We start from the raw sequence: 25,852 nt of genomic DNA, 5'->3' as shown, positions 1-25,852 counted from the left end.
CCGGTTACTGCGGGAAAACGTCACACGGACGCCGTAAGACTGCCATCGACGCGGATATTCTGGCCGGTGACGTAGCTCGAGGCGGGCGAGAGAAGGTAGGCGACTGCGTCCGCGATCTCCGCGGTTCGTGCCGGACGCCCCATCGGGATCCGCTCTCGCGTCTCCTCGTCTACCTCGTAACTGTCGACGAACCCGGGCTGAACCGTGTTCATCCGGATTCCCGTCGCCGCGTATCGGTCGGCATAGAGTTTGGTGAAGCTCCCGAGTCCGCCCCGAAGCACCGACGACACGGGAAACTCGCTCGACGGTTCGAACGCCGAGAACGTCGAGATGTTGACGATCGATCCACGGTCCTGTTCGGCCATGATGGGTGTGACGAGTCGCGCCATCCGGACGGTGTTCAACAGCACGAGATCCAACCCCTCGTGCCACTCCTCGTCGGAGAGTCCCAGGAGGTCGCCGGACGCCGGGTGACCCGTGTTGTTCACCACCGCGTCGATCCGACCGTAGCGCTCGTCGGTCGTCTCGACGAGAGCCGCCAGGTCGTCGGGATCGGTCACCGAATCTTCGAACCCGTCTCCGCCGAGCTCGTTCGCAACCGCAACGGCGCTTCCGGATCGCGACAACAGAACTGGTGTGTATCCGTCCTCGTCGAGTCGCCGTGAGCAGGCCTCCCCGATACCGCTTCCCGCCGCCGTCACTACCGCGACCTTGGTATCAGCCATGCAACCTTTACCAGAACTGCGTGTATAAAACGCCGGCACCCCTCGCGAGCTATCTCTTCGTCGCTTTGTGATCCGCTCATGCCGATTTTGCGGCGCAGGTCCCGGTCGTGTCCACGACCAGTACGTGTCCTCTCTTCGGCACTCCCCCCGCCACTGCCGTGTTCCGGTAGAAATTCCCTCAGCGACCGAACTCGAGATCCCGATCTCGATCCGGTTCGTCACGATCGCGTTCTCGAGTCCTCCGTTCGGCGTCCTCGAGCGTCTCCGTGTCCAATAGTCGCTCGAGTTTCCGCTCGAACTGGTCGTCGGTCAACTCGCCCGCCGCGTAGCGCTCGCGAAGGGTCTCGAGCGCGTCGCGCGTGTCGGAGTCCCCGGCGGTCGTCGTTTCGGATTCGTCCGTACTCGTGTAGTCGTCGCCCCACTCGTCGCCGTCTATCTCGTCGTCGAACAGGATCGCGGCTAACGGGACGACGACGATATAGCCGACGAGCAACGCTGCGAGCCACCACTCCTGCCCCGTGAACATGGCACCGAGCCAGACCGCCGTCACGAGCAGCGACACGACGCCGCTGGCGTTCTCGCGAAGGCGAGCCCACGGAGTGTCGGCACTGCGTTCGCGACCGCCCCCCTCGATCGCATCCATACTGCACCCTTCACCACCGTATCGGAAATACGTTACCGGTCCAAGGTGTTGGTGGCTCGAGACCGCGCTCTCGGTGGACCGCTCAGTGACGGATGGCGTTCGGTACAGACAAGCTACGTATTGCTATCGATTGATCAGCCGACACGCGATGGCGCATGCTGTCGGGCGACCGAACGATAGTGAGGGCGGCCGGCAAAGCCGTGCGAGGGATGAGCGACGAACGTAAACCCCGTCGTGTAGAGCCCGACGATGAGACCCGCGCTGATCGTTAATCCCAGAACCGTCGTGTCGGTCGGCGCGAGCGTATTGATGTAGTACGGCAACAGGGTGATGAGCGTAATGAACCCGAACCCCTCCGCGAACCGGGCGAGATAGAGCGTCCAGAACTGGAAGCGATCCTCGTTCACGCCGCTTCTTCCGACGGTGACGGAAAAGCGGTTTCGAAACGCGTGGCGACGACGAGGCGCTCGCTGAACGGTGCCGTCGCTACTCGATCCGACGGACGACGGAGAAGGCGAGTCTTACGCGAGCGTCTCGCCGAGCGCCTCGAGTGCGGCTTCCCGAACCGCGTCGCGTTCGCCGGGCAGGAATTCGACGTGGCCGTCCTGACCGCCGACGACGCTGACGCCGCCGTTCGGCACTGCTTCGGCGATCGCGTCGCCGAGATCTCGCACGTTCACGGGTTCAGTTGCGCGGACGTGGAGTTCGTCGTCGCCGACGCCGAGCGTGACGACCGGCGGGTCGGCTCGGTCGCGCTCGCTCCGGTGGAGCGCGTCCAGGAGCAGGATCGTCGTCGGGAAGTTGTACCGGTGGGTGAAGGCGTCCGTATCGAGCACGGAGACGGTGACCCCGTCGACGCCCTGCACCGTGAGGTTCTCGCGAGCCGTCTCGAGTTCGGTCTCGAGCTTGTCGCGGAACTGCTCGGAGACGTGCGCGGCCAGATCGCCGTTTCGGGGCCGATCGGACGCCTCGCCGTCGCCGAACAGCAGGTCGATGATGAGTTCGCGTTTGTCCTTGTACGACTGGTAGTAGGCCTCGAGCGCGACGGCCTCGCGGCGCTCGGAGATTCCGGTCTCGTCGTAGCCGGCCTCGGTCGCGAGCTCGAGGTAGTCCTCGGGGGTGTCCTCCCAGTAGCTGACGGCGGGGAGGTGCTCGAGGTCACTTCGGACGTCGTCGTTGACGTGGGCGGCGACGTTGGACGCCAGCGCGGTCGCGGTCACGTCCGAGACGTCGACACCGGCGAGCGACGGCGCGACGGCGACGTCGACGGCGTCGGCGATCTGGTCGTCGGCGCGGCTGTCGTCGATGACGAGCGAATTCGCGTCGTACAGCGAGAGGAACTCGTAACCGTCGGCGGACTCGATCGTCGAGCCGGCGTCGACGAGGACGACGAGCGGGACCTGCTCACCGTGGCGGTCCCGGGCCTCGAGCATCGAGGTGACGTCGTTCGTCGCGGCGTCCATGTCATAGACGCGGCCGTCGAGCGGGCGTCGCTCGAAGTAGTGGTACTCCGCGTCCTCGCGCGTGTGTTTCTCGCGGATCAGCGGGAGGACGGCGCGTTCGATGGCGGCGCCGGCGACGTAGCCGTCTGCGGTCGCTCCGTGGCGGACGACGATCGGGCGCGCCTCCATGACGGCGCGACGGATCGCGGTCGCGGCGTCGCCGATGTTCTCCTCGACTGCAGCGACCGCGTCGTGGTCGGCCAGTGGCGCGACCTCGGCCGGACGGGCCTCGCGTTCGATCGCGCTCTCGAGGCGGTCGACGATCGGCTCGCGCTCCTCGCCCTCGAGAATGTCGAGGGACTCGGTTTCGACTTGCAGGTCGCCGTGGTGGTGTTCGACCTCGCCTTCGAGGCGGACGATGTCGTCGAGTTCGACGGCGGGGTAGGCGCGAACGCCGGCTTCCTCGAACGCCGCGCACTCGACGGTGCCGGTCTCGTCGCGCAGTTCGAAGACCGTGGGGCCGCTGGTCTGGCGGACGCCGGTGATCTCGCCCTCGAGGCGGACGACGCTGCCGACCTGGTTCTCGATGGCCTCGACGGTCGTTCGCTTGAGTCCGGGTTCGGACGCGGCATCGTGGTCGGCGTCGGTGGTATCGTCGGTCGCCGGCGTCGAAGCGGCCGCGGATTCGGTCGCGACGGAGCCGCTACTCGCGACGGCGCCAGCCGTTTCTGCGGCCGCGGGCTGACCGCCCTCGGCGGAATCGGTCTCCGGTTCGGACTCTGTCTCCTCGGCGGCCGCCTGTAACTCGCCGGCTTTCGCCGCTCGGTCATCGGTGAGGTCTTCGGTTGAGGCGGCCGGTTCGTCGGACGACTCGTCAGCCGTTTCGGTGGCCGTCTCGTCGGGAGACTCGTCGGCCGATTCAGTGGTCGATTCGGAAGACGACTCGTCGGCGTCGTCTTCGAACTCTTCGGGCCGATACTCGTCGTCGGCCGTCTCGATCAGGTGCCCGCGGAACTCGCGTTCGCGCTGGCGGATCGACCAGCCGAGGTCGACGTTCCCGTTGTCTCGAACGTCGAGCACCTGGACGAAGACGTCGTCCCCCGGTTCCCAGTCGAGACTTTCGAGTCGTTGGTCGAGTTCGCTTCTGTGCAACAGGCCGGTGACGTGATCTCCGATGTCGACGAAGACACCGAAGTCGGCGTAGCCGTCGACGGTCCCCCGGTAGTAGCGACCGGGTGTGAGCTGCGAGGCGGTCGTGCCGCGAAATTCGAAGACAGCATCCTCCTCGTGACTCTCACAGATCTCGCCGTCAACGGGTGTGCCGCAGATGATACAGTTACCCATCTACTCGAACCAAGCGGTTTCGCCCTAAAACTGTTGTCGAAATGCGTTCGCGATGCGAGTCGGGGTCACAACTGCGGAACAGCGCCGCCGTCACTCGAAAACGGGCGAATCATCCTCGAGCGACTCGATCTGGTCGACGAGATCCCGAACGTCGTCCGGGAACAGCGAGACCTGGATTTCGTTATCGTCCTCGTCCTCGAAGACGAGCTTGACTCGCTTGTCACCGAACTCCCTGGCTTCGGCGGAGTCGACGTCGAACAGCTTGACCGTCGCCGCCTTGTTGTTCGGACCGACGTTCTTGATCGCGCCGTCGTTCAGCTCTACCATGAATTCCTCGAGCGTGAGTGCGAGCATAGTCGCCGTACGGCCCCCGGGTAAAAAACGGCACGGCATCGCCGTCCGAACGGTGTGTGCCAACGTGAACGACGCGGGCGTTCGGACGGCTGCTGCCGAAGGGATGGGAGGGGGTCGTCCTGGAAATCGCAACGGTTTCGCCGACGGCACTCGACCGGCGGTCGAACGGGGTGCGATCCCAGACCGCATGCGTGGTGTGTCAGTTCGCGTGCGGCTTTCTATCGTACTGAGAACGAACGTATAAACATTGGTGATAGTACATGTCCACCGCGGCGTCTCAACCGCGTATTTATGACTTTTATAATGGAGGGACGGAGCGCCGTCCCGTCCCGCAACCGCCAGTCGTCGGTGCGAACCGCACTGACCCTACCCACTTTTATGGTGATCTCGTCCGAACGATGCAGATGCTATGGAACTCACCTGGCACGGCCACTCGACGTGGCACGTTACCGTTGGAGACACGGAACTGTTGATCGATCCGTTCTTCGACAACCCGAAGACGGATCTCGAGCCGGCAGACGTCGACACGCCGGATTACGTCCTGTTGACGCACGGCCACGCCGATCACATCGCTCACGCGGGCGAGTTCTCGGACGCGACGCTGGTCGCCACGCCGGAGTTGACGTCCTACTGTCAGGCGGAGTTCGGCTTCGAGGACGCCGTCGGTGGAATGGGAATGAACCTCGGCGGGACCGTCGAGTGCGGCGACGCCTACGTCACGATGCACCGCGCCGACCACACGAACGGGATCATGACCGAGAACGACTCGAGCGGCGGGATGCCGGGAGGCTTCATCATTTCGGATACGAAGCCCACGCAGGTCAGCGACGAGGAGTCCACCACGTTCTACGACGCCGGCGACACGGGCCTCATGACGGAGATGCGCGACGTCATCGGTCCCTATCTCGAGCCCGACGCGGCCGCCGTCCCGATCGGCGACCACTTCACGATGGGCCCGATGCAGGCCGCCATCGCCGTCGACTGGCTCGACGTTGACCACGCCTTCCCGCAACACTACGACACCTTCCCGCCGATCGAACAGGACCCCGACGACTTCGCCAGCGAAGTCCGAGGCGTCGGCAGCGACGCCGAGGTACACGCCCTCGAGGCCGACGAGCCGTTCGAACTCGACTCCTGAGCCGACGGGAACTCGAGCGGCTGACGATCGCTTTTTTATTCCTCGCTCGTCGCACTGTACTGGCGCTCGTCTGGGTCCGTTCGAGTCCCGATCCGATATCGCGTCTCGAGCGGGTACCGCTCGCGTCGAGCGAGCACCAGATGGAGGCCGACGGCGACGGCGAGCAGTCCGAAGTTCCAGAGCGGCGAGTCGTAGTAGATGACGTCGACGATGATCGGCTCCGGGTAAATCGGCCAGAACGGCTTGATCGGCGGGGCGATGTCCGGCGCAGAAAGGATATCGGCGAACAGATGGCTGACGCCGCCGAGGATCAGCCCGCCCGTCGCGAAGACGAAGACCGTCTCGGCTGTGATTTCCGTGCTTCGGATCCACCGGTGATCGTTGAGCCATGCGGTGAGCCACTTCGCGGCGACGACGCCGACGAGGATGCTCACCAGGAGGACGAACAACAGCGAGTGTGTCACACCGTGATGAGTGATAGGGAGGTACTGCTGGAGAACGAGATCGACGTCAGGGAGCATCGCCGTCCCCAGCGTGAAGGCGACGAACGCAAGCGCCACTCGCCGACCCCAGATCAACCACGCCGGCGCGGCGAACACCAGCGCCATTCCGAGGTGTCCGGTGACGTCGACCATCGGCCACTCGAGTCAGCGGAACCGTCGAATCAGCCGGAGTAACAGCGAGGCAGCCGTCCCGATACCGGGAATCCGGGACGAAAGCGCCGCCGCACCGAGGAGCAGGAGGCCGCTCTTCGGATGGCCGCGCCGGAACTCCATCACGCTGTCTACTACCGTCGAGAGCATGCTGATCTTGTTCGCCGATCGCCTGTTGAGGGTCGCCATGGTTCGTTCACGAACGTTTCGGTTCGGGTACTAAATGGTATTTCGCTGCAGGCGCAGGGTGTCGACGCCGCCACGTCCCGACCCCGTTCGGTCGGCTCGGGAGGTCGATTTTGCCGCTCCAATCCGGGGACAATCCGGGGAAGCGTCTGCCTCGAGCGGACGGCGATCGTTCGACCGTCGAAACGTTTTTGCAGTGATCTTCCGTTCGCCGTCGTATGCTAGATCTGCCGCTACAGACGGGTATGGGGGGAGCAGTCCTCGGTATCGCTCTCGTGATGTTCGTCATTCTGGTCGTGGCCCTTTTCAGCGCGATCGAAATCGTCGAGCCGGACGAACGGAAGGCGCTGTTCGTCTTCGGTGAATTCAGGGACGTGATCGAGCCGGGGCTCAACGTGGTGCCGCCGTTCGTATCCCGGACGAAGCCGATTCCGAAGTCGCTCCAGACCGTCGAGGTCGTGCTCGAGGACGTCGAGACTGCCGACGGATCGACCTGTTCGGTACTGGTCCGGGTGGACGTTCGCGTCGTCGATGCCAGAGCGGCGTTCACCGAAGTGGATAACTACCGATCCGCGTTCACCGACGTGGCCCTGTCGACGACCCGGAGTGCAGTGCAGTCACACGAGATAGCGGCACTTCGAGACCCCGGCCAGCTAGAGCAACAGATCCAGGACGACCTCTCCGCTGCCGTCGACGACTGGGGCCTGGTCGTGCCGGCGGTCGAACTCGAGCTCGCGTCGCGAGCGCCGGAGGCACGCCCGTAAGCGGAGGTGACGAACCCTGTCCTGACGAACCGCGTGAATCGAGCCGACGTGGTCGCGTCTCTCACTCTCCGCCCCATCACACCGATGGGACAACGTTTACACCGTCGCTCGTGGACGGTTCGACTGCCATGGCGAAGCAAGTCACCACCGTCTCCGACGAGGGGTACAGCGCGACGAACGAGATTCGCGACTTCGAGACGACGATCGACGCCAACGGCGAGGACGCCCCCGACACGCTCGAGGCGCTGCTGGCGGCCTACGGCTCCTGTTACGTGCCGGCGCTGCGCGTCGGCGGCCAGCAGCGCGGGGCCGACGACCTCGGGCGGATCGAGATCGACATCGACGGGGAACTCAACGACGACGACAAACTCGAGTCCGTCGCGTTCGAGGTTCGCGTGGAAGCCGACGTGGACGACGACACCGGCGAGGAAATCCTCGAGCGCGCGTTCGAACTCTGCAAGGTCCACGACGCGCTGAAGGACAGCCTGCACGCGGACACGAGCTTCGAAAGTAACGCATTCTGAGGACGGGCGCACTCTCGTCGATCCGCAGTCTTCGTGACGGGGTGAGCAGGTGCGGCCCGTCGTTTGAGGGCCGCGAATCCGTCGCCGCTTTCTCCCCGAGTGACGACAGCCATGCGACCACTACGTGTTAGAAAACTCAACTTTAAGCCTCTCAAACGGGCCAAAACGACCATACTCGTCCAGCACATGGGAGAGGAACACGAATGCGACGACCCCTCCTAGTCGTGGCGGTCGCGGGGCTACTCGTCCTCTCGGGATGTAGCAGCGTGATCGACGACATGGACAGTGACGACGACCCCGTCACGGCCGATGTCAGCGGCGAACTCGAGATCCACCACATCGACGCCGGTCAGGCCGATTCGACGCTCGTCGTGACCCCGGCAGGGGAAACAATACTGATCGATACGGGCGAGTATCGCGACGACGGAGAGACCGTCATCGACTACCTGAAGGCCCACGATATCGACCGCATCGATCATCTGGTCGCGACCCACGGCCACGCCGATCACATCGGCGGACACCCCGAAATCATCGAGTACCTCGAGGAAGAGGGCGACGGCGTCGGTGCGGCCTACGACTCCGGCGTCTCCCACACGACGGCGACCTACGACAACTATCTCGACGCCATCGAGGAGTACGACGTCCGGCTCTTCGAGGTCGCGGCGGGCGATACCCTGCCGCTCGAGGACGACGACCTCGAGGCGACGGTCCTGAACCCGCCAGCGGACGATAACGGAGACGACGTCGACGCCAACGGCGTCGTCTTGACCCTCGAGTTCGGCGAGTTCTCGTATCTGACGACCGGCGATATCGAGTCGGGAACCGAGCAGCGTCTGGCGGACGAGTACGGCGACGATCTCGCGGCCGACGCCTATCAGGCCGGTCACCACGGCTCGTCGACCTCCTCGAGCGAGCCGTTCCTCGAACAGGTCGATCCCGACGCGGCGATCGTCTCGAGCGCGCTCGACTCCCGGTACGGGCACCCCCACGACGAGGTGCTCGAGGCCTTCGCCGACCGCGGGATCGAAACGTACTGGACCGGTGTCCACGGCGACGTCGTCCTGACGACGGACGGGACCGAGTGGTCGGTGGAAACGGAACGGGACGGCCCGACCGACCCGGCCGAATTACTCGAGCGGAAGCAGGAGGCGCAGTCCGCACTCGTGGGCCCGCCGACGGACGGAACGCGGCCGCTGATCGACGGCGACCGCCCACCGATTGATGACGCTGCCCCGCGTACCGCATCCCGATGACCGATGAGTGAGACGCACACCGCAGTCCTCGACCGCATCGTCGACGGGGAGAACGCGATTCTCCTGCTCGAGGCGGACGGAGACGTGATCGACGAGCGCATCGTCGACGTCGAGACGCTCCCCGAGGACGGGCGACACGAGGGTGCCGTCTTCGACGTCACCGTAGACGAGGACACACTGCTCGAGGCCAGCTACCGCGAAGCGGCCGAACGCGAGCGACGGGAATCGGCGCGGGAGCGCTTCGACCGGCTCTCGGAGCGGTTGTCGGACGACGACCGGGACGAGGGGTATAGTAGTCGTTGAAACGATTTACTCACCGCTCGCACTCGAGCGGCTAGCACGACCGGTGCTGGCCGCTGATTCGCGAGCGAGAGTGCAATGACGTTCAACGACTACTATAACAGCGACGGGCGGTGACCCCTACCGACCCCAATGGTCAGTTTCAAGATGGCTCTCGAGACAGAAACGGCCATGCTACGATCGTTCGACGGGACGGAACCACAGGTCGCCGAGTCGGCGTACGTCGATGACGCCGCAGTCGTGATCGGCGACGTCGTCATCGAGGCGGACGCGAGCGTCTGGCCGAACACCACGATACGCGGCGATCACGGGACGATCGTCGTCGGCGAGGGGGCGAACGTCCAGGACAACGCCGTCCTCCACGAGACGGCGGAACTCGAGCCCTACTCGACGGTCGGTCACAGCGCTATCGTCCACGACGCGACCGTCGGCGAGCGCGCGCTGGTCGGGATGAACGCGGTGGTCCTCGACGGCTCCCACGTCGGCGAGGGTGCGGTCGTCGCCGCCGGGAGCGTCGTCACGGAGGACACGGAGATCCCCGAGGCCACGCTCGTCGCCGGCGCGCCCGCCGAACCGAAGACGGAGATCGACGATCCGGCCCTCGAAGCGACGGCGGATCGGTACGTCGAACTCTCGAAGAAGCACGCGGAAACGTCCGGCCGACTCGACTGAGGGTTCAGTCGGTACGCTCGCCGTCGGCGTCCGCTCCGTAGACGACGTCGCGAACGTCGTCCACCCCGGCGCGGCGGACCACGGCACGAACCGGGTCCCGAGCGCCGACGAGGTTGTCCGAAGCCCCGTCGAGCACCAGAAGTCTGGCGTCTCGACCGGGCTCGATCAGTCCGTACTCGAGGCCGGCGATCTCGGCCCCGTTGACTGTCGCCGTCCGGAGGATCTCGGGGGCCGACAGCTCGGAGAGCTTCGCGAGGAACTCCATCTCGCGGAACATCGACGGCGAGTTGAGGAAGACGTTGTCCGTCCCCAGCGCGAGCGTCGTCCGTTCGCTGAGTTCCTCGTACGGCGATAATCCGACGTCGGTGACGAGGTTCGAGCGCGGGCAGACGACGATCGGCACGTCCTGCTCGGCGACGCGCTCGAGGTGATGCGGTTCGGGGTGGACCATGTGAACCAGGAAGTCGGGCTCGAGGTCTAGTGCGGGATCGATGTCGCTCTCGTCGACCTCGCCGGCGTGGATGCCGAAGGGCTTGCCGGCCTCGCGCGTCGCCTCGCGCTCCCGACCGAACTCGGAATCGTTGGCCCCGCTCGCGCCGAAGCCGTCCCCTGCGCGCATCGCATCGACGGAGCCGCGAGCGAAGGAGAGCGCGTCGATCGCGAGTCCGTCCGCGGCCTCGTCGAGCATCGACACGCCGTCGACGTCGCCCTCGCGGAAGTCCAGACAGGCCGCAGTTCCGGCCCGCTGCATGAAGCGGAGTGACTGCTCTATCGCCGTCACGAGTTCGTCTCGGGAGGCGGCCCGGAGCAACCGGTGTTTCAGGCCGTCCGGCGGCGCGACGAGTTCCTCGAGCGAGAGGCCGCCGCCGGCCTCCTTGGCGATCGAGTCGCCGATATGGGTGTGGGCGTTGACGAACGCCGGCAGGATTATGTCGTCGCTCTCGGTCGATGTCTCTTCGATGGCCTCGATGCGACCGTCGTCGTCGACGACCACCCGTCCCTCGACGGGCTCGAACTCGCGGCCGCGGAGAATCGTTCCCGTTCGTTCCATACGGATGAGTTCGCGGTCAGTGCCTTCAACCGTTCGGGGTCGGAACGACGGGCTCTCTTCGACGGTTCGGCGTTGGAACGACCGCGAACTCAGTTCGGGTCGTCGATCTCGAGCGACCTGTACTTGCGAAATCGACTGTGAAAGCCGCTGAAATCCGCTAGTCGACGAACTGATCCAGCGTCGCGTCGTATCCGTCCCGGACCTCGGTGACCAGCGCGCCGTCGATATCCAGCCCGAGGACGTCGACGGCGGTTCGGCCGATCCGGTCGCGCAGTTCGGGCGGCGAATAGACGCCGAGTCGCCACTGCGAGTACTGGGCCGCACGCAGCGCGTCCACGAGCGGCGACTGCTGGCCGAGTCGCCGGATCTCACCGTTGACCATGACGCGCGTCGTCGACTCCGTCATCGACGGGCGACTCGGGACGTCGAGGATGACGTGGTCCGGGTCGACGCCGGCCCGATCGCTGATCTCGCGTTCGAACCCGCGGATCGTCTCGTGATCGGCCTCGATGATCCCGCCCGGAACGTCGTCCATCTCGGCCCACACCGCGCGTTTGAACAAATCCCGTTGGTCCAACCGGCGGGAGAACGCGGCCGTCTCCTCGCACGAGCGTAGCGCCGCGATCAGATCGTGGTCGTCCATCCGCTGGAGCGCCTCGGCGTCGAGGTCGTCGGCCGAGGACTCGAGCAGCCGTTCGGACGCCCGCCGGAGCATCGCCTTGCTGATCCGGGCGACGCTGTGGCTGTAGACGGTCGGGTTCATCAGCGCCCGCGCGACCAGCAAGCTCTCCGCGGTCTGGACGTTCCCTTCGTCGAGGACGAGTTCGCCGTCGGCGAACGTGAGCTCTCGAACGAGTCGACCGTGATCGATCGTCCCGTAGGGAACGCCCGTGTGGTGGGCGTCGCGCACCAGGTAGTCCATCCGATCGACGTCGAGCTCGCCCGACACGAGCTGGCCGAACCGTCCCTCGCCGGCGACCAGATCCGCGACCGCCGCGGGCTCGAGGCCGTGATCCCGCAACACGTCGCCGACCGCTCCGTCCGCCAGTAGCTCGTGAACGTCGTCGTGGTAGCGCCCCGTCCGGCGGTGCGTGAGCGACTCGATGTTGTGGCTGAAGGGGCCGTGGCCGACGTCGTGGAGCATGGCCGCGGCGCGGACCCGTTCCGCTCGCCGGCCGTCGACGTCGAGTTGCTCGAGGGCCTCGCAGGCGAGGTGGTAGACGCCGAGGCTGTGCTCGAAGCGGGTGTGGTTGGCCGACGGATAGACCAGGGAGACGGTCCCGAGCTGGCTAATTCGCCGGAGTCGTTGCAGTTCCGGCGTGTCGAGGAGCTCCCGGGCGACGCCGTCGACCTGAATGTGGTCGTGGACGCTGTCCTTAATGATCTTCATTGGTCGCGTTTCGGCCCGTTCCTACAAAAACGGTCGTCCGAGACGGTATCGGAGTTGCGTATCACGGCTGAACTACTACCGGCATCGCCGTGCTACGGTTCGAACTGCCATGACCGATCTGACGATTCCGGCCGACGCCGACGCGAATCGGGCGAAAGCGCTCGTCGAGGAACACATCGAAATCGGCGACATCGTCACGGTTCGCGACGCCGAACGAACGGAGGATCACCAGATGGACATCACCGGCGAAGTCACGGGGTTCGAACCCGACTATCTCGAGATCGACGGCAATTCGCCCGGCGAGGGCGGCGTTCGGTACGACGAAATTCAGACCGTCGGCCAGATCGAGTCGTCGTAGTCAGTCCCGTTCCCTCGAACCGACACCGGTCGACCGAGACGATCGCTCACTCGTTGACGAGCAACAACTTTCCGCGGAAGTCCCCGCTCTCGCCGCGCCGGTGTGCCTCGGCGACCGCGTCGAAGGCGAAGCGGTCGTCGATGTGCGGTTCGATAGCGCCGTCGTCGACGAGCGCCGCGATATCCGCGAGCTCCTCGCCGATTCGCTCTTGCCGGTCGCCGAGTAGCACAGGGAGGATGACGAGCACGACCCCCAGCTCGAGCGAGTTCGCGTGCATGGGCCCGAGGTCCAGTTCCTGGGCCGCGCTCGATTCCGTCGTCACCACGGTACCGTAGGGCCGGACCGCCTCGAAGGCCGTCTCGAGGTGTTCGTCACCGATGGGATCGACGACGGTGTCGAAGCCGTCGCCGCCGGCGTGGTCGTCGACGTACGTCTCGACGTCGACCGCCGTGTAGTCGACGGTCGCGTCGGCACCGAGTCGCTCGGCGAGGTCGCGCTTTTCCTCGCTCGAGCCCGTCGCGGTGACGTCCGCGCCGAACCAGTGGGCCAGTTGGACGGCGATGTGGCCCACCCCGCCACTGCCGCCGTAGACGAGTACATCGTCGCCGATGTCGACGCTCGTCTTGTCGGCGAGCAGTTCCCAGGCGGTGAGCGCGACGACCGGCAGGGCCGCGCTCTCCTCGAGCGGGATCGATTCGGGCGCGCGGGCGAACGTTCCGGCGTGGCCGACGACGGAGTCGGCGAGGCTTCCCTGTCTGCCCGCGCCGCCGGGCATGCCGTAGACCTCGTCACCTTCATCGAACGTCTCGACGTTCTCCCCGACCGCATCGACGACGCCCGACACGTCGCAGTGGAGGATCGCCGGGAGCTCGGGGGCGAAGTCGGACAGTGCTCCCTGCCGAATCTTGTAATCGACGGGGTTGAGACTGGACGCAGCGACCGCGACGCGGATCTCGTCCGGGCCGGGGTCGGGGACCTCGCGGGTCGTCTCCGCGAAGACGTCCGGGTCGCCGTACTCCTCGATAACGTAGGCGGTCATCTCCGAAGCCATAGCGAATCCTCGTTGGGTCGCCAGCGGGGAATACTCGACGCCTCCAGCAATCGCGCTCGAGCGGGTCGGTTCGGCGTCGCATCGTCCGGGATTTCGTCGACCGCCACGAGTCGCTCGAGTCGCCGTTCGAACTCCGCCTCGTCGATCTCCCCGGCGGCGTAGCGGCGCTTGAGTTCTTCGAGCGGGGTCGGTTCGGCGTCGCCGGTCGGTGCGGACTCCGACGCGTCGTCGCCGTCGAGCAACAGTGCGACTTCGTCGCCCCAGAACAGCAGGATCGGCGTGAGCAGGAACTATCCGATGATCGTGATCGCGTCTGCGAGCATCTCGAGTCCGGCCGCCCCCGTGAGCAACGCCAGTGGCAACGTCACGACCGCGACGACTAACCACACTCGTTGGCGACGAGCCGCCGAATTCGGTCGTCCATCCTCACTCGGTTGTTCTCAGTCGTATTACAAAATCCTGACATTATACCGTCGTTACTCGGCTTCGACTACCCGAGTTCGATCCACTCGCCGCGGTCGTCGCTCTCCTCGATCGCGGCGAGCACCCGCTGTGCGGCCAGTCCGTCCTCGAAGTTCGGTGCGAACTCGCTGCCGTCGGCAACCGCACTGAGGAACTCGTAGTTCTCGTGGACGAACGTGTGTTCCCAGCCCAGCACGTGGCCCGGCGGCCACCAGTGATCGACGTAGGGGTCGTCCTCGTCGGTAACGAGGATCGTCTCGTAGCCGCGGTTATCGTCGGTTCGGAGCACCTCGAGTTCGTTCAGTCGTTCGAGGGAGAACCGCAGGCTGCCCTCGGAGCCGTGGATCTCGATGGTGTGGTCGTTCTTGTGGCCCGTCGCGTTCCGGGTGGCCTCGATGGTGCCCATAGCGCCGTTTTCGTACTCGAGCTGTGCGGAGTAGGCGTCGTCGACGGTGACCGGGCGAGTTTCGTCACTCCCCTCGACCGGCCGTTCGTCGACGAACGTCTGCAGGTGACCGCTGATGCGTTCGATCTCGCCCGCGAGGTCGTCGTCACCGACGAGGAAGCGCAGGAGGTCGACGGTGTGTGCGCCGAGGTCGCCGAGCGCCCCCGAGCCCGCCATCTCCTCGTCGTTGCGCCACGACCACGGCGCCTCGGGGTCGACCAGCCAGTCCTGCAAGTAGCGACCGCGGACGTGGCGGATCTCGCCGAGTGCGCCGTCGTCGAGCAGTCGCTTCGCGTACCGGATCGCCGGCACGAAGCGGTAGTTGAACGCACAGCCCGCGGGCACGTCGTCGCCGGCCTCGCGCGCCGCCTCGGCCATCGACTCGGCGTCCGCGAGGGTCGGCGCCAGCGGCTTCTCGCAGAAGACCGGCGTCCCGGCCTTGAGGGCGGCGATCGACGGCTCGGCGTGGACGTGGTTCGGTCCAAGGTTGTAGAAGACGTCGACGTCGTCGACGACCTCGGCCCAGTCCGTCGAGATCGACGCGAACCCGAGTCGGTCGGCGGCTTCGGTAAGCGCGTCCTCGTCGCGACCGACCAGCACGCTGCGTTCGATCTCGGGCGCGTCCGGGAAGAACATCGGGAGCCGCGCCATCGCGTTCGCGTGTGCTTTCCCCATGAATCGATAGCCGAGAACACCGACTTCCAGTGTCATGTCTCATCATTCACTATTGGTGTTGTTAGAAGTTTCCGTAATACGGTTCGGTCCGTCGGAGTCGCCACCGGAGCCGACGGAACCGTGCTCGAACGCAGCTACTCCGCCCAGTACGCCTCGCCTGGTTGTTCCCGGAAGACCGCTCGCTCGAGGAGGTCGATCGCCTTCTCGAGGCCCTCGCGGGAACTGGTCAGCGAATCCTCGTGTTCGATGCTCAGCGCGCCGTCGTAGCCGACCATTCGGAGCGTCGAGACGAAGTCCTTCCAGTGGGACTCGTCGTGGCCGTAGCCCACGGAGCGAAAGAGCCACGAGCGGTCGGCCTCGTCGTCGTAGGCCGTCGTATCGAGGACGCCCTTCTCGCGGGCCTGTTCCTCGTAGATCTTGGTGTCCTTGGCGTGGACGTGGTGGATCGCATCCCGTTCGCCGAGGAAGCGAACGGCGTCGGTGATCGAGATTCCCTGCCAGTAGAGGTGCGAAGGATCGAAGTTCGCCCCGACGCGGTCGTTCGTCTCCTCGCGCAGGCGCGCCATCCCGTGGGGCTCGTACACCAGCATGTTCGGGTGCATTTCGATGGCCAGATCGACGCCGTGATCGTCCGCGTGCTCGGCGAGGTCCCGCCAGTACTCGAGGGCGACGTCCCACTGGTACTCGTGGGCGTCGGCGTGTTCGGACGGCCACGGCGCGGTGATCCAGTTGGGCGTCTCGTCGGTCGGACTCCCGGCCGGCAGTCCCGAGAAGCAGGTGACGGTTCCGACCTCGAGCTGGGCGGCCAGCCGGATCGCTTCGCGGAGTTCGGTGTCCGCCTCCTGGGCCTGCTCGTCGCCCGGATGGAGCGGATTGTTGTGCGTCGCCAGCGCGCTGATTCGCATCTCGTACTCCTCGAGCAGGGCCTGCAACTCGGTCTGTGCGTCCTCGTCGTCGAGGTACGACCGGCGGTCGAGGTGATCGTCGCCGGGGTAGCCGCCGACCCCGGGTTCGATCGCGTCGGCGCCAGCGTCGGAGAGATATGCGAGCGCGTTCTCGAGCGATTCGTCCGCGAGCGGTGGTGTGTGTACACCGATATCCATACAGTTCCGACCACACGTTCACCGAGTATAAATTACACGAAACTAAATGTGGTAAAATGGCTGTAAAAACGGCTAATCGTACTACTCTAGACCGCTTCAGTGACGAACGATTGCCGGTCCTCGCCGACGTTCGATTCCGAATCGTCGAACGGCGGCCGGGGGAGCCGGACCGTCCGCGAGTGGCCTGCGGATCAGGTCTCCGCGTCACCCAGCGTGACGGTTCCGCCGCCCTCGCTCGAGCGGTAGATCGCGTCGACGATCCGCTGTACGGTCATCGCTTCGTCGATACCCCCGCCGATATCGCGGCTGGTCGTGATCGCGTCGAAGAACGCCCGCTGTTCGTCGGTGTGGGTATCGTTCTCGCGCATTTCGACGGCCGTATCGAGCAAGTGATCTTGGCCGTCTGACCCCGCCGAGTGGATCGTGAGATCGCCGTCCTTGAGATCGAACCGGGCGGCGGCCTCCGTGCCGCGGACGACGAACTCGTGGGTCGCCGGTCGGTTGGTCGCCCAGGCCGTCTCGAGGGAAATCGTCCGATCGCCCGCACAGCGGACGAAGGCGCTCGCAGAGTCGTCGACGTCGAAGGTTCCCGGACCGCTGTCCGGCCCCCACATCTTGAGGTACGCGTAATCGTCTCGACCGCCGAACTCGGACCGGGTGACTCCGGAGACTTCTTTCACGTCCGGATAGCCCAGCAAGTACATCGATAGGTCGATCGCGTGGACCCCGAGGTCGATGAGCGCACCGCCCCCGGAAATTTCCTTGCGGGTGAACCACGTTCCGCGGCCGGGGACGCCCCGCCGACGGACGTAGTTGGCTTCGACGTGCGTGACCTCCCCGAGCTCGCCGTTCTCGATCCGATTGCGGATGTGCTGGACGGCGTTCAGGAATCGATTGTTGAAACCGATTCTGAAGGTTCCCTCGGCGGTCGACGCTGCGTCGGCGATCCGTCGGGCGCTCTCGATCGTGTGCGCCAGGGGCTTCTCGAGGAGGACGTGGAGTCCCCGCTCGAGTGCGGCGACGGCGTACTCCTCGTGGAACTTGTTCGGCGTGGTGATGACGACGGCGTCGACGTCGTCGTAGAGGTCGTGATAGTCGTCGTAGACCGCCGCGTCGTAGTGGTCGGTAAACGAGGCGCGCGCCTCGGCATCGATGTCCATCCCGCCGGCGAGCGGGACGCCGAGGTCGACGAGACGATCGGCGTGGTACCGACCGATGTTGCCGAGGCCGACGATACCGGTTCGGACGTCGGCGTAGTCGTCGCTCATCGCCCGGCCTCCGTCGAATCGTTCGCTTCGACGGACGGGGCGCGTCCGCGCTCAGTACAGCTGTTCTTCTTTCGTCGTCCGTTCATCATCTTGCGCTCGTTTTTCTTCGCGTCGCTTTCGTCCGCGGCGATACTGCTTGATTCCGGGGATGACCTTGTTCTTCAGATCGAGCCCGAACGAGACGAGCCCGTAGATCCAGAAGAAGTAGAGCACGAGCAGGCCGCCGTAATAGACGACCGTCACGATATCACTCATGGCTACCTCCGGAATCGGCACCGGCCCGCGTGCTCGCCGTTTCCGAGCCGGATACGTCCGCCCGGCCCGATAGCTGGGTAAGTCCGTGAGTGATCGCCTCTCCCGACTCCGTCTCGAAGAGGTGGATCTTCGACCGGTCGAGCACGACGCTGACCTGGTCGTCCTCTTCGATCGCCGAGTCGGGGTCGACGCTCATCAACAGCTGATTCGAGGCGGCCGACGCCTCTCCGCTCGTCATCATCTGCCCGCCCGAGTCGTCGAGCGTGAGGTAGACGAAGATCTCGTCGCCCATCGGCTCGAGGACGTCGGTGGTCGCGTCGATGACCGCCGAGGCGCTGGCCGGCGAGTCTTCGGAGCGGCCCGGATAGATGTCTTCGGGACGGACTCCCATCGTGACGGCCTCTCCGGGCGCAACATCGAGACCGTCGACGTCGAACTCGAGGTCGAAGTGGTCGGTTTCCAGCCCGTCCTCGGTGAGTTCGCCGTCGACGAAGTTCATCGACGGCGAGCCGATGAAGCCGGCGACGAACCGGTTCGCCGGTTCGTTGTAACAGACCAGCGGCGGATCGATCTGCTGGAGTTCGCCGGCGTTGATGACGGCGATCCGATCCGACATGGTCATCGCCTCGGCCTGATCGTGCGTGACGTAGATGATCGTCGTGTCGAGTTGCTTGTGCAGCCGCTGGAGTTCTGTCCGCATGTGGACGCGCAGCTTCGCGTCCAGGTTCGCCAGCGGCTCGTCCATCAGGAAGACGTCCGGTTCGCGGACGATCGCGCGGGCGATCGCCACGCGCTGTTGTTGCCCGCCGGAGAGCTCGTCGGGCATCCGATCGAGCATCCCCTCGAGCTGGACGATGTCGGAGGCGTGATCGACGCGCCTGTCGATCTCCTCTTTGTCGAACTTCCGGAGTCGCAGCCCGAAGGAGATGTTGTCGTAGACGTCCATGTGCGGGAACAGCGCGATGTTCTGGAAGACCATCGCGACGCCCCGGTCCTTCGGCGGGAGTCTGGTGACGTCGGTGTCACCGATCGTGATCGTTCCCTCCGTCGGTTTGGTGAGGCCGGCGATGGTCTCCATCGTCGTCGACTTCCCGCAACCGGAGGGGCCGACGAGACAGACGAATTCGCCGTCCCTGATGTCGAGATCCATCTCGTCGACGGCGACGATGTCTTCGTAGCGTTTCGTGACGTTGTCGAGTTGTACTCGTGCCATAGTTATTCCTTGAGTGCGCCGTCAGTCAGTCCGCTGACGATTTTTTCCTGTGCGAAGATGACGATGATGAGCATGGGCAGGACACCGACGATGCTCGCCGCCGCCATCAGGTTGTAGTCCGTCGTATACTGCGTCTGATAGCTCAGAATGCCGCCCACCAGCGGAGACCACTGGGTGGGTTCGTTCTGTAGCGACATGATCGAGCTAAAGAAGTACTCGTTGTACACCGCGATGAACGTCAACACGGCCGCGGTCACGACGCCGGGTGCCGACAGCGGCATGATCACCCGGAACAGCGCGCCCAGCCGCGTCGTCCCCTCCACGCGAGCCGCGTCCTCGAGCCCGTCCGGGATCTGCGAGTAGAACGTGGTGAGGATGAAGATCGACAGCGGGAGGAACAGCGCGCTGAAGGGCATGATCATCGACGGCGGCGTGTTGACCAGCCGCGGCGGCGTGAACAACTCGATCCCCAGAAACGGCACCACTACCGGGTTCCCGAGGAACGCTTCGAACAGCGGGATCAGGAACGCCGCCGGCGGGAAGTACGAGATCGCCAGGATGCCGAGCATCATCACGCCGCGGCCCGGGAACTCGAGGCGACCGAAGACGTAACCCGCGAGACTCGCCAGGACGATGACGATGGCCGTCGTGGAGATCGCGAGCACGAAGCTGTTGAAGACGTAGAGGTGGAACGGCACCTGCTGAAAGACCTCCACGAACGCCGCGACGTTGAATCCCTGCGGCGTCGGGAACGGCACCTGGCCGAGTAGCGGAACGGCCACGTTCCAGCCACCGGACGTGATCTCGCCGCTCGGCGTCAGGGCGAGTACCAGGAGCCAGTAGAACGGGAACAACGTCGTCACGAGGAAGAACCCGGTGATGACGTAGAACAGTGCTCTGTACAGCCGCTTGCGCTTGTCGGGCTCGGTGACGACGCCGTTGACCCACCGCTCGAGTGGCCCCCTGGTCTCGTCGTCGCCCGATTCGGACGTGGTGTCGGTCGGTGGTGTCATTTCAGAATCCCTCCTTGTACTGTTGGTAGATCACGCCGAGCACGGCGATGGCGATGATCCCCGCGGTGACGAACGCGATCGCGGCCGCGAGGCCCCGGTTCGTGTTGAACGTCGTGACGACCATACACGACAGCGACGGGACGGTCGAACAGGTCGAAACCGAATCGATGAGGCCGTAGATCCGCATCGCCTGGATCGTCCGGAACAGGATCGCGATGCCGAGCGTCGGCAACACCAGCGGAAACGTGATCAGCTTGAACTGTTGCCACTTGGTGGCGCCGGCGACCTCCGCGACGTCGTAGAGGCTGCGGTCGATGCTCTGGAGCCCGGCGAGGATGAGCAACGCCATGAACGCCGTCGTCTTCCAGATGTCCGACACCATGATGATCAGCAGCGAACTGCCCGGATCGTTGAGGGTGTTCGTCGGTTCGACGATCCCCAAATTGGCCAGCGGTTCCGTCAGGAAGCCGGCGCTCGGGTGGAACATCAGGAAGAACATCATCCCCTGGACGACGATCGGGATGGCCCACGGGATGATGATCGCGGCGCGAACCCACCGGCGGCCGCGGAAGTCCTGGTCGAGTACCAGCGCCTGTCCGAAGCCGATGATCGTCTCGAAGAAGACGCTCACGACGGTGAAGACGAGCGTCACCGCGAGCGCGCTCCGCAAAACCCCACCGACGTGGATGAACGGGAACGTACCGTCGACGCTGATCGACGGCAGGAACGTCGTCGACCCCGGCAGTCGGGAGTCGGCCGCACCGGTAAACAGCTGCACGTAATTCTCGAGCCCGACGAACTCCGGGTCCGATAGGACGCCCTGATACATCGACAGCTCGAGCGTCCGCAACAGCGGATAGAGTGCGATCGTCGTCAGTAGTACGAACACCGGCGTCAACAGCAGATAGGCGAACCCCGTCTCGCCGAGGTTCTCCATCCACCGCGTGAACGCGACGATCGGCCCCGATCGATTCGATTCACGCGCGGGGCCGGGCGTTCGGTCTTCGGTGCTCATCGTTACTCCTGAGATTCGATGTCCTCGAGGCCGGTCTGGAGATCCGCGGCGGCGTCTTCCGGACTCTTGTCGCCGGCGACAGCCGCGTTGACTTCCTCGGCGATGAGGCTGGACTCGTTGGGCCAGACCGGCGTTACGGGCCGTGGCATCGCGTTCTCACCGGCGACGCGGAGCGTCTGCATGTAGTTCCCCATCGGCTCGACCGATTCGGCCTCCTCGGTCTCGAACAGGCTCGGCTTCGGGGGGATCCAGCCGTAGAGTTCGAACATGCCGAGGTTGAACTCGTCGGTCATCGTCGCGCGAATGACCTCGAGGGCCTGCTCCTTGTTCTGGGAGTTGGGGTTGAGGACGATATGCCAGCCGCCGAGCGCGGCCGTGGTGCCGCCGGTCCCGGGCTGGGCTGCTTCGTCTTCGCTCACGGCGTAGGGAATCGGCATGGCGCCGTAGTCCTCGACCGGGATCGGGTCCTCGGCACCGTCGGTGTTCAGGTTGATCGCGTAGGGCCAGTTTCGCTGCATGGCGGCCTCGCCGTCGAGAATGGCTTTACGAGCGTCTTCCTCCGCCCACGAGGTGATGTCCGGGGTGGCGATTCCGGTCGGGTACTCCTCGAGGGTGTGTTCGCCCTGCTCCTCGGCGACGAACGTTCGCATCATTTTCAGTCCCTCGATGAACTCCGGTTCGTCCGCGGTCACCGGACGATCACCGACCGGACCGAAGAGATTGTCGCGTCCGCCGAAGTAGGCGCCGCCGAACGACGACATGACTTCGTTCCACGTACAGCAAGACGTCCCCTCGTAGATGTCCCACTGAGTCGCCAGACCGTACTCCGCGTCGGAGGCGGCGACGATCTCCTCGGTGATCTCGGCCCACTCCTGCCAGGTCATCGGCTCGGTGGCCCACTGGTCGAAGTCGGACTCGTCGTAGCCGGCTTCCCGCGCGTAGTCCTTGCGGTACTGCATCGTCGGGTAGTCCGGGAAGATCGGCACGCCGAAGAGATCGCCCGATTCCGGATCGCGCGCCGTATCGGTAAACGCCTCGAAGTACTCGTCCTGGACCGTCGAGAGGTCGTCGTCCTCGAGTTCCTCACTGAGGTTGGCGATCTGGCCGCGCTGGATGAAGACGTTCACCCACCCGTTGTCCATCAGGAACAGGTCCGGCTGCGTCTCGCCGGCCTGCAGCAGGTTCGTGTACGTGTCGCGTCGCGCTCCCGTGTCCTCGTCGCCGGGCTGGAGCTCGATGTCGATCCCGTCCGCGCCGTTTTCCTGCAGGAGGGATACGATCTCGTCACCGACCGCCTCTTCGGCGTTCGGGTCGATACCCCAGACGACCGAATCCTCCGACGAGGACTCGCCACCGTAGATACAGCCGGCGAGGCTGGCCGTTGCCCCGCTCGCGCCCGCTGCTTTGACGAACGTTCGCCGCGAGACGCTCGATCCAGTGTCGTCACCATGAGAGTGTGTATCACTCATATACATCCGTATGATAGTCACTTATTATATAATTAATGGATGGCTTACAACAGGTGTTGTTAACAAAATAGCGACCATCGCTCGCCCCAGCGCGAGCCCCCATCGACGATCGCGTCGGGGCAGTCGCTACTGGATCAGAAATCCAAACGGCGGCAATTAGAGACGTCTAACGGCGGTTCCTCAGTCGACCGCCTCGATCGTGATCCGCGTCGCTTCGTAGTCCTCGAGCATCGCTCCCCAGCCCCCGACGGAGTACGTTCCGTCCTCGGTGGTAAGGGTCAGCGACGCTTTGCCGGCGAGTTGGTTGAGCGGCGTCGTCTTTCCATCGCTCGCAGAGACGCCAGCATAGGTGATATCGGTGACCGTTCCGCGGCACGACACTTCCCGTCCCGTCTCCGTCTCGAAGCCCTCGACGGTCGCTTCGATCGTTCGCCCGTCCTCGAGCAGTGGTTCGATATCGCGGAGACAGTGCCGAAGGTCGACGTACGTCATCGGCGGCTCGTCACTGCGCGCCGAGTACAGCACCTCGTGGACGTCCCAGAGACAGGTGAGGAAGTACCAGTTGAAGACGTAGGCGTGGGTCCGATCGTTGACGATCACGCCGTACTCGTTGGTCGACCCACCGTGCGGGGAGAAACAGGTCCAGGATCGGTCGACGAGTGCGACGAACGGCGACGGAACGTCGCGGTACCGCGCCTCCGAACACGCCCGGGAAAGCGCGTCCGTCGACGGAACCGGGGACTCGTCGCTCAGTATCGGAAAGAGACAGATCTTGATGTCGACGCCGTTCTCGTGGGCCTCTTCCAGCGCCGGCGAGAGATCGTCGAACTGCGGGGGAGTGAGTCCGATCTGGACCTGATTCGTCGCGGACCGAATCAGCTCGTCGGCTCGTGTCAGGACCGTATCGAGCCGCTTGACGATGCTCACCTTGTGTTCCTCGATGTCCGGGCGACTCCAGCGATCCTCGATCTCGTCCGCCGCCGTCTCGAAGCGGTTCGCTCGCGATCGGAGGTCGGCCAGCACGTCGGCCGGATCGTGCGCCCGGGCGTGGAGGCTGTCCTGTTCGTAGGTCTCGATGTACCCCTTCTCCTCGAGTCCCCGCAGGACGTCGTAGATTCGCGGATCCGGGACGTCGCTGGCCTGCGCGATGTCGGTCGCCGACGCCGATCCCAGCCCGAGCAACGTGACGAACGCGTCCGCCTGATACGGCGATAGTCCCGCGTCCTCGAGGATCTCGACCAGTTCGTCACCGTCCATCGGTTCTCACCTCGCGTGATCGTTCGATCGACGCCGACAGCGCGGACAGCCCGGTCAGCGCCTCACGTCGACCGGTCCGTCGCGTTCGATCGGAGCGGGGTACCAGTGTTCGAATAGCAGTTCCGCCTGTGTGCATCTCGACTGTATATAACACCCGTTGTAAAAAAGACTGGCTGTGGTGGCCATATTCAAGGTGACCGAATCGCAACTGGCCCGCTATGGACGACACGACGGAGCGGCTCCGGCGGCCGGAGTACACTGGCGACAATCGGTGCTGGCCGTGTACGGTTACGAACAGCGTTCTACTGACGATCGCCGTCGGGATACTGACGATCACCGGCCGCCGCCTCCTGGCCGCGCTACTCGCCGTCGTCGGTACCGTGGCGCTCTGGCTTCGCGGCTATCTGGTGCCGTACACCCCGAAATTCGCGCCGCAACTGGTTGCCGCGCTCCCGTTCGACGGCTTCGAGTACGGCACCCACACCGATCGCGACGCCGACTCGCTGTCGAAAACCGGCATCGCCACCGACGGGACCGCCGAGACGAATCCCCCATCCGGTGACGCAGTCGTCACCGCACTGCTCGAGACAGGTGTAGTCGTTCCCGACGGCGAGGAGCTTTCGCTCGAGGACTCGTTTCGTGACGACTGGCGCCACGAGATGGCCCAACTCCGCGGTCGCGGCCTCGACACACTCGCCGCCGAAGCCGACGAACTGACCGACCCCGCTATCGACGCCACGGTCGGGCTCGACTGGCGCGGCCGGGAGTCGACCATCCGTCTCGAGGGGAACGGAAGGCAGACCGGCACGCTCGACGAGGGAGTCGCGATCGCCGAACTCGCCGCCGCCCGCGCTCTCGAATCGCGAATCGACGACGAATCGGTGCGCCTCGCTGCCGGCCGGCCGTTGCGGTCGCTCCTCGAACGGTGTCCCCGCTGCGAGGGGGAACTGACGGTCTCGCGAGCGACCTGTTGCGGTGAAGTGACGCCCGCGGGGTCGACGCCGCAGGAAAAGCTGTTCTGCCCCGACTGCGACGTTCGACTGTTCACGTTCGACTAGCGGTGCATCGGCGGATCGGACGACGCTATTCGAACCCGGATCGACCGATAGCGCGTCGCGATGAATCAGTGAAATCCGTTCGTCTGCGAACACGTCTGTTCCGTGATCCACGATAACGTTTCACCCACTCGGGTCCTACGAGGAGGTACGAGGACCGAATGAGCATCCGAATCGACCCCGACGAGCACGAGAGTATCCGATTGAACGGCGTCGACATCCGGACCGAGCCACCGAACCGTCTCGAGTTCGCCATCGAAGGCACCCTGACGGTCGTTTCCGCCTTGCTTGCCGAATTCGAGGGAGCGACGCTGAATCCGGTTGGAGTCACGGTCTCAGCCGCGGAATCGGACCCCGTCTCGATCGACCTGACGGGGCCGGCATCGCTCCGCCTCGATGACGTCGACGTCGGCATCGCCAGGCCGGACGGGGAGGACATCGCGGACGATATTCGGGCGGCCCGTCCGTCGACTGACGACGCCGATTCGGTCGATTTGTCGTCCGGTGTGATCGCGTTTACCGTCGAGGGGACCATCCGAGGCCTGACTGCGACGACGTTCGAGCCGATCGCGGACGACGGACAGGCGATCGAGTCGATCGAGTTCGCCGTCGACGAACCGATCCGCGGCGACGGCGGGTCGGAGACCGACGTGATCTTCGAACTGACCCTGTTCGGCTACGGGATCACCGTTCGACGGGACGGCGCGATCGGCATCGGGACGGGCGGTCGATCGTTGGATGTCGATCCTCGCGACTGGGAGCACGGTCCCTGAC

The 25,852-nt window shown here is 65.0% G+C and carries 27 protein-coding genes and 2 pseudogenes; 9 read left to right on the top strand and 20 right to left on the bottom strand.

What is annotated here, in order from left to right:
- Positions 1–20: 20 nt before the first annotated feature.
- The 5 genes and pseudogenes from LDB05_RS05435 to LDB05_RS05415 form a co-directional block, all read right to left on the bottom strand.
- On the bottom strand, positions 21–725 hold the full coding sequence (locus LDB05_RS05435) for an SDR family oxidoreductase (protein WP_226006909.1): 705 nt from the start codon (positions 723–725) through the stop codon (positions 21–23).
- 178 nt (positions 726–903) lie between these two features.
- Positions 904–1,368 (bottom strand): SHOCT domain-containing protein, encoded by a 465-nt coding sequence (locus LDB05_RS05430; RefSeq protein ID WP_226006908.1) that lies wholly within the window; start codon positions 1,366–1,368, stop codon positions 904–906.
- A 221-nt stretch (positions 1,369–1,589) separates the two neighbouring features.
- Positions 1,590–1,775: pseudogene (locus LDB05_RS05425) on the bottom strand (MFS transporter); the annotation flags it as partial.
- 114 nt (positions 1,776–1,889) lie between these two features.
- Complete coding sequence (locus LDB05_RS05420; protein WP_226006907.1) at positions 1,890–4,154, bottom strand: DHH family phosphoesterase; 2,265 nt, start codon at positions 4,152–4,154, stop codon at positions 1,890–1,892.
- A gap of 90 nt (positions 4,155–4,244) precedes the next feature.
- Positions 4,245–4,508, bottom strand: a complete 264-nt coding sequence (locus LDB05_RS05415; protein WP_226006906.1) for a hypothetical protein — start codon at positions 4,506–4,508, stop codon at positions 4,245–4,247.
- Between the two features lie 409 nt (positions 4,509–4,917).
- Here LDB05_RS05415 and LDB05_RS05410 point away from each other — a divergent pair, with 409 nt between their 5' ends.
- Positions 4,918–5,646: a metal-dependent hydrolase gene (locus LDB05_RS05410; RefSeq protein ID WP_226006905.1), complete on the top strand. Its 729-nt coding sequence runs from the start codon at positions 4,918–4,920 to the stop codon at positions 5,644–5,646.
- A gap of 35 nt (positions 5,647–5,681) precedes the next feature.
- Here LDB05_RS05410 and LDB05_RS05405 read toward each other — a convergent pair whose 3' ends face one another.
- Both LDB05_RS05405 and LDB05_RS05400 read right to left on the bottom strand, forming a co-directional pair.
- Complete coding sequence (locus LDB05_RS05405; RefSeq protein ID WP_226006904.1) at positions 5,682–6,281, bottom strand: metal-dependent hydrolase; 600 nt, start codon at positions 6,279–6,281, stop codon at positions 5,682–5,684.
- Positions 6,282–6,293: 12 nt separating this feature from the next.
- Positions 6,294–6,488, bottom strand: coding sequence for a hypothetical protein (locus LDB05_RS05400; protein WP_226006903.1), 195 nt, complete (start codon positions 6,486–6,488; stop codon positions 6,294–6,296).
- A 215-nt stretch (positions 6,489–6,703) separates the two neighbouring features.
- On the opposite strand from LDB05_RS05400, the gene LDB05_RS05395 reads away from it, so the two are divergent.
- The 5 genes from LDB05_RS05395 (at position 6,704) to LDB05_RS05375 (ending at position 9,998) form a co-directional block, all read left to right on the top strand.
- Positions 6,704–7,249: an SPFH domain-containing protein gene (locus LDB05_RS05395; RefSeq protein WP_226006902.1), complete on the top strand. Its 546-nt coding sequence runs from the start codon at positions 6,704–6,706 to the stop codon at positions 7,247–7,249.
- Positions 7,250–7,377: 128 nt separating this feature from the next.
- Positions 7,378–7,773: an OsmC family protein gene (locus LDB05_RS05390; protein WP_226006901.1), complete on the top strand. Its 396-nt coding sequence runs from the start codon at positions 7,378–7,380 to the stop codon at positions 7,771–7,773.
- Positions 7,774–7,976: 203 nt separating this feature from the next.
- A complete protein-coding gene (locus LDB05_RS05385) occupies positions 7,977–9,026 on the top strand; it encodes a ComEC/Rec2 family competence protein (protein WP_226006900.1) in 1,050 nt (349 codons plus the stop codon).
- Between the two features lie 3 nt (positions 9,027–9,029).
- Positions 9,030–9,329 (top strand): DUF3006 family protein, encoded by a 300-nt coding sequence (locus LDB05_RS05380; RefSeq protein WP_226006899.1) that lies wholly within the window; start codon positions 9,030–9,032, stop codon positions 9,327–9,329.
- A 168-nt stretch (positions 9,330–9,497) separates the two neighbouring features.
- Positions 9,498–9,998 (top strand): gamma carbonic anhydrase family protein, encoded by a 501-nt coding sequence (locus LDB05_RS05375; RefSeq protein ID WP_226006898.1) that lies wholly within the window; start codon positions 9,498–9,500, stop codon positions 9,996–9,998.
- A 4-nt stretch (positions 9,999–10,002) separates the two neighbouring features.
- Here LDB05_RS05375 and LDB05_RS05370 read toward each other — a convergent pair whose 3' ends face one another.
- Together LDB05_RS05370 and LDB05_RS05365 are read right to left on the bottom strand one after the other, a co-directional pair.
- Entirely contained in the window at positions 10,003–11,049 is a 1,047-nt protein-coding gene (locus LDB05_RS05370; protein WP_226006897.1) for an amidohydrolase family protein, read from the bottom strand.
- A 157-nt stretch (positions 11,050–11,206) separates the two neighbouring features.
- Positions 11,207–12,439, bottom strand: coding sequence for an HD domain-containing protein (locus LDB05_RS05365; protein WP_226006896.1), 1,233 nt, complete (start codon positions 12,437–12,439; stop codon positions 11,207–11,209).
- Positions 12,440–12,548: 109 nt separating this feature from the next.
- Between LDB05_RS05365 and LDB05_RS05360 the strand changes: the two genes are divergently transcribed.
- Positions 12,549–12,797, top strand: coding sequence for a hypothetical protein (locus LDB05_RS05360; protein WP_226006895.1), 249 nt, complete (start codon positions 12,549–12,551; stop codon positions 12,795–12,797).
- A gap of 46 nt (positions 12,798–12,843) precedes the next feature.
- Here LDB05_RS05360 and LDB05_RS05355 read toward each other — a convergent pair whose 3' ends face one another.
- The 11 genes and pseudogenes from LDB05_RS05355 to LDB05_RS05305 all read right to left on the bottom strand — a co-directional run bounded on the left by LDB05_RS05355 (position 12,844) and on the right by LDB05_RS05305 (position 24,023).
- Positions 12,844–13,848 (bottom strand): zinc-binding dehydrogenase, encoded by a 1,005-nt coding sequence (locus LDB05_RS05355; RefSeq protein ID WP_226006894.1) that lies wholly within the window; start codon positions 13,846–13,848, stop codon positions 12,844–12,846.
- A complete protein-coding gene (locus LDB05_RS05350) occupies positions 13,833–14,090 on the bottom strand; it encodes an SHOCT domain-containing protein (RefSeq protein WP_226006893.1) in 258 nt (85 codons plus the stop codon). Before LDB05_RS05350 ends, LDB05_RS05355 begins: the two co-directional genes overlap by 16 nt.
- A gap of 248 nt (positions 14,091–14,338) precedes the next feature.
- Positions 14,339–15,466 carry a Gfo/Idh/MocA family protein gene (locus LDB05_RS05345; protein ID WP_226006892.1) on the bottom strand — a complete coding sequence of 376 codons (1,128 nt, stop codon included), beginning with the start codon at positions 15,464–15,466 and terminating at the stop codon, positions 14,339–14,341.
- A 98-nt stretch (positions 15,467–15,564) separates the two neighbouring features.
- The gene (locus LDB05_RS05340) at positions 15,565–16,533 is read right to left on the bottom strand and encodes a sugar phosphate isomerase/epimerase family protein (protein WP_226006891.1); all 969 of its coding nucleotides are present in this window, start codon (positions 16,531–16,533) and stop codon (positions 15,565–15,567) included.
- A gap of 191 nt (positions 16,534–16,724) precedes the next feature.
- Positions 16,725–17,804: pseudogene (locus LDB05_RS05335) on the bottom strand (Gfo/Idh/MocA family protein); the annotation flags it as partial.
- 48 nt (positions 17,805–17,852) lie between these two features.
- Positions 17,853–18,056: a DUF8005 family protein gene (locus tag LDB05_RS05330; protein WP_226006889.1), complete on the bottom strand. Its 204-nt coding sequence runs from the start codon at positions 18,054–18,056 to the stop codon at positions 17,853–17,855.
- Positions 18,049–19,269, bottom strand: a complete 1,221-nt coding sequence (locus tag LDB05_RS05325; protein WP_226006888.1) for an ABC transporter ATP-binding protein — start codon at positions 19,267–19,269, stop codon at positions 18,049–18,051. Before LDB05_RS05325 ends, LDB05_RS05330 begins: the two co-directional genes overlap by 8 nt.
- Before the next feature lie 2 nt (positions 19,270–19,271).
- Positions 19,272–20,282 carry a carbohydrate ABC transporter permease gene (locus LDB05_RS05320; RefSeq protein ID WP_226006887.1) on the bottom strand — a complete coding sequence of 337 codons (1,011 nt, stop codon included), beginning with the start codon at positions 20,280–20,282 and terminating at the stop codon, positions 19,272–19,274.
- Position 20,283: 1 nt separating this feature from the next.
- On the bottom strand, positions 20,284–21,297 hold the full coding sequence (locus LDB05_RS05315; protein ID WP_226006886.1) for a carbohydrate ABC transporter permease: 1,014 nt from the start codon (positions 21,295–21,297) through the stop codon (positions 20,284–20,286).
- Positions 21,298–21,299: 2 nt separating this feature from the next.
- On the bottom strand, positions 21,300–22,766 hold the full coding sequence (locus LDB05_RS05310) for an extracellular solute-binding protein (protein WP_226006885.1): 1,467 nt from the start codon (positions 22,764–22,766) through the stop codon (positions 21,300–21,302).
- 180 nt (positions 22,767–22,946) lie between these two features.
- Entirely contained in the window at positions 22,947–24,023 is a 1,077-nt protein-coding gene (locus tag LDB05_RS05305) for a TrmB family transcriptional regulator (RefSeq protein WP_226006884.1), read from the bottom strand.
- Positions 24,024–24,241: 218 nt separating this feature from the next.
- On the opposite strand from LDB05_RS05305, the gene LDB05_RS05300 reads away from it, so the two are divergent.
- Positions 24,242–25,081 (top strand): DUF8054 domain-containing protein, encoded by an 840-nt coding sequence (locus LDB05_RS05300; protein WP_226006883.1) that lies wholly within the window; start codon positions 24,242–24,244, stop codon positions 25,079–25,081.
- 158 nt (positions 25,082–25,239) lie between these two features.
- A complete protein-coding gene (locus tag LDB05_RS05295; protein WP_226006882.1) occupies positions 25,240–25,851 on the top strand; it encodes a hypothetical protein in 612 nt (203 codons plus the stop codon).
- Position 25,852: the final 1 nt, after the last annotated feature.

The sequence above is a fragment of the Natrinema salinisoli genome, from assembly GCF_020405205.1.
Taxonomy (GTDB): domain Archaea; phylum Halobacteriota; class Halobacteria; order Halobacteriales; family Natrialbaceae; genus Natrinema; species Natrinema salinisoli.
This window is presented reverse-complemented; position numbering and strand designations above follow the sequence as displayed.

Coding starts and splice junctions, on each gene's coding strand:
- LDB05_RS05370 (WP_226006897.1), bottom strand. CDS start 11,049: ATGGAACGAACGGGAACGATTCTCCGCGGCCGCGAGTTCGAGCCCGTC.
- LDB05_RS05420 (WP_226006907.1), bottom strand. CDS start 4,154: ATGGGTAACTGTATCATCTGCGGCACACCCGTTGACGGCGAGATCTGT.
- LDB05_RS05330 (WP_226006889.1), bottom strand. CDS start 18,056: ATGAGTGATATCGTGACGGTCGTCTATTACGGCGGCCTGCTCGTGCTC.
- LDB05_RS05415 (WP_226006906.1), bottom strand. CDS start 4,508: ATGCTCGCACTCACGCTCGAGGAATTCATGGTAGAGCTGAACGACGGC.
- LDB05_RS05325 (WP_226006888.1), bottom strand. CDS start 19,269: ATGGCACGAGTACAACTCGACAACGTCACGAAACGCTACGAAGACATC.
- LDB05_RS05355 (WP_226006894.1), bottom strand. CDS start 13,848: ATGGCTTCGGAGATGACCGCCTACGTTATCGAGGAGTACGGCGACCCG.
- LDB05_RS05410 (WP_226006905.1), top strand. CDS start 4,918: ATGGAACTCACCTGGCACGGCCACTCGACGTGGCACGTTACCGTTGGA.
- LDB05_RS05300 (WP_226006883.1), top strand. CDS start 24,242: ATGGACGACACGACGGAGCGGCTCCGGCGGCCGGAGTACACTGGCGAC.
- LDB05_RS05320 (WP_226006887.1), bottom strand. CDS start 20,282: ATGACACCACCGACCGACACCACGTCCGAATCGGGCGACGACGAGACC.
- LDB05_RS05400 (WP_226006903.1), bottom strand. CDS start 6,488: ATGGCGACCCTCAACAGGCGATCGGCGAACAAGATCAGCATGCTCTCG.
- LDB05_RS05345 (WP_226006892.1), bottom strand. CDS start 15,466: ATGACACTGGAAGTCGGTGTTCTCGGCTATCGATTCATGGGGAAAGCA.
- LDB05_RS05380 (WP_226006899.1), top strand. CDS start 9,030: ATGAGTGAGACGCACACCGCAGTCCTCGACCGCATCGTCGACGGGGAG.
- LDB05_RS05315 (WP_226006886.1), bottom strand. CDS start 21,297: ATGAGCACCGAAGACCGAACGCCCGGCCCCGCGCGTGAATCGAATCGA.
- LDB05_RS05430 (WP_226006908.1), bottom strand. CDS start 1,368: ATGGATGCGATCGAGGGGGGCGGTCGCGAACGCAGTGCCGACACTCCG.
- LDB05_RS05365 (WP_226006896.1), bottom strand. CDS start 12,439: ATGAAGATCATTAAGGACAGCGTCCACGACCACATTCAGGTCGACGGC.
- LDB05_RS05310 (WP_226006885.1), bottom strand. CDS start 22,766: ATGAGTGATACACACTCTCATGGTGACGACACTGGATCGAGCGTCTCG.
- LDB05_RS05390 (WP_226006901.1), top strand. CDS start 7,378: ATGGCGAAGCAAGTCACCACCGTCTCCGACGAGGGGTACAGCGCGACG.
- LDB05_RS05305 (WP_226006884.1), bottom strand. CDS start 24,023: ATGGACGGTGACGAACTGGTCGAGATCCTCGAGGACGCGGGACTATCG.
- LDB05_RS05405 (WP_226006904.1), bottom strand. CDS start 6,281: ATGGTCGACGTCACCGGACACCTCGGAATGGCGCTGGTGTTCGCCGCG.
- LDB05_RS05360 (WP_226006895.1), top strand. CDS start 12,549: ATGACCGATCTGACGATTCCGGCCGACGCCGACGCGAATCGGGCGAAA.
- LDB05_RS05395 (WP_226006902.1), top strand. CDS start 6,704: ATGCTAGATCTGCCGCTACAGACGGGTATGGGGGGAGCAGTCCTCGGT.
- LDB05_RS05340 (WP_226006891.1), bottom strand. CDS start 16,533: ATGGATATCGGTGTACACACACCACCGCTCGCGGACGAATCGCTCGAG.
- LDB05_RS05375 (WP_226006898.1), top strand. CDS start 9,498: ATGCTACGATCGTTCGACGGGACGGAACCACAGGTCGCCGAGTCGGCG.
- LDB05_RS05295 (WP_226006882.1), top strand. CDS start 25,240: ATGAGCATCCGAATCGACCCCGACGAGCACGAGAGTATCCGATTGAAC.
- LDB05_RS05385 (WP_226006900.1), top strand. CDS start 7,977: ATGCGACGACCCCTCCTAGTCGTGGCGGTCGCGGGGCTACTCGTCCTC.
- LDB05_RS05435 (WP_226006909.1), bottom strand. CDS start 725: ATGGCTGATACCAAGGTCGCGGTAGTGACGGCGGCGGGAAGCGGTATC.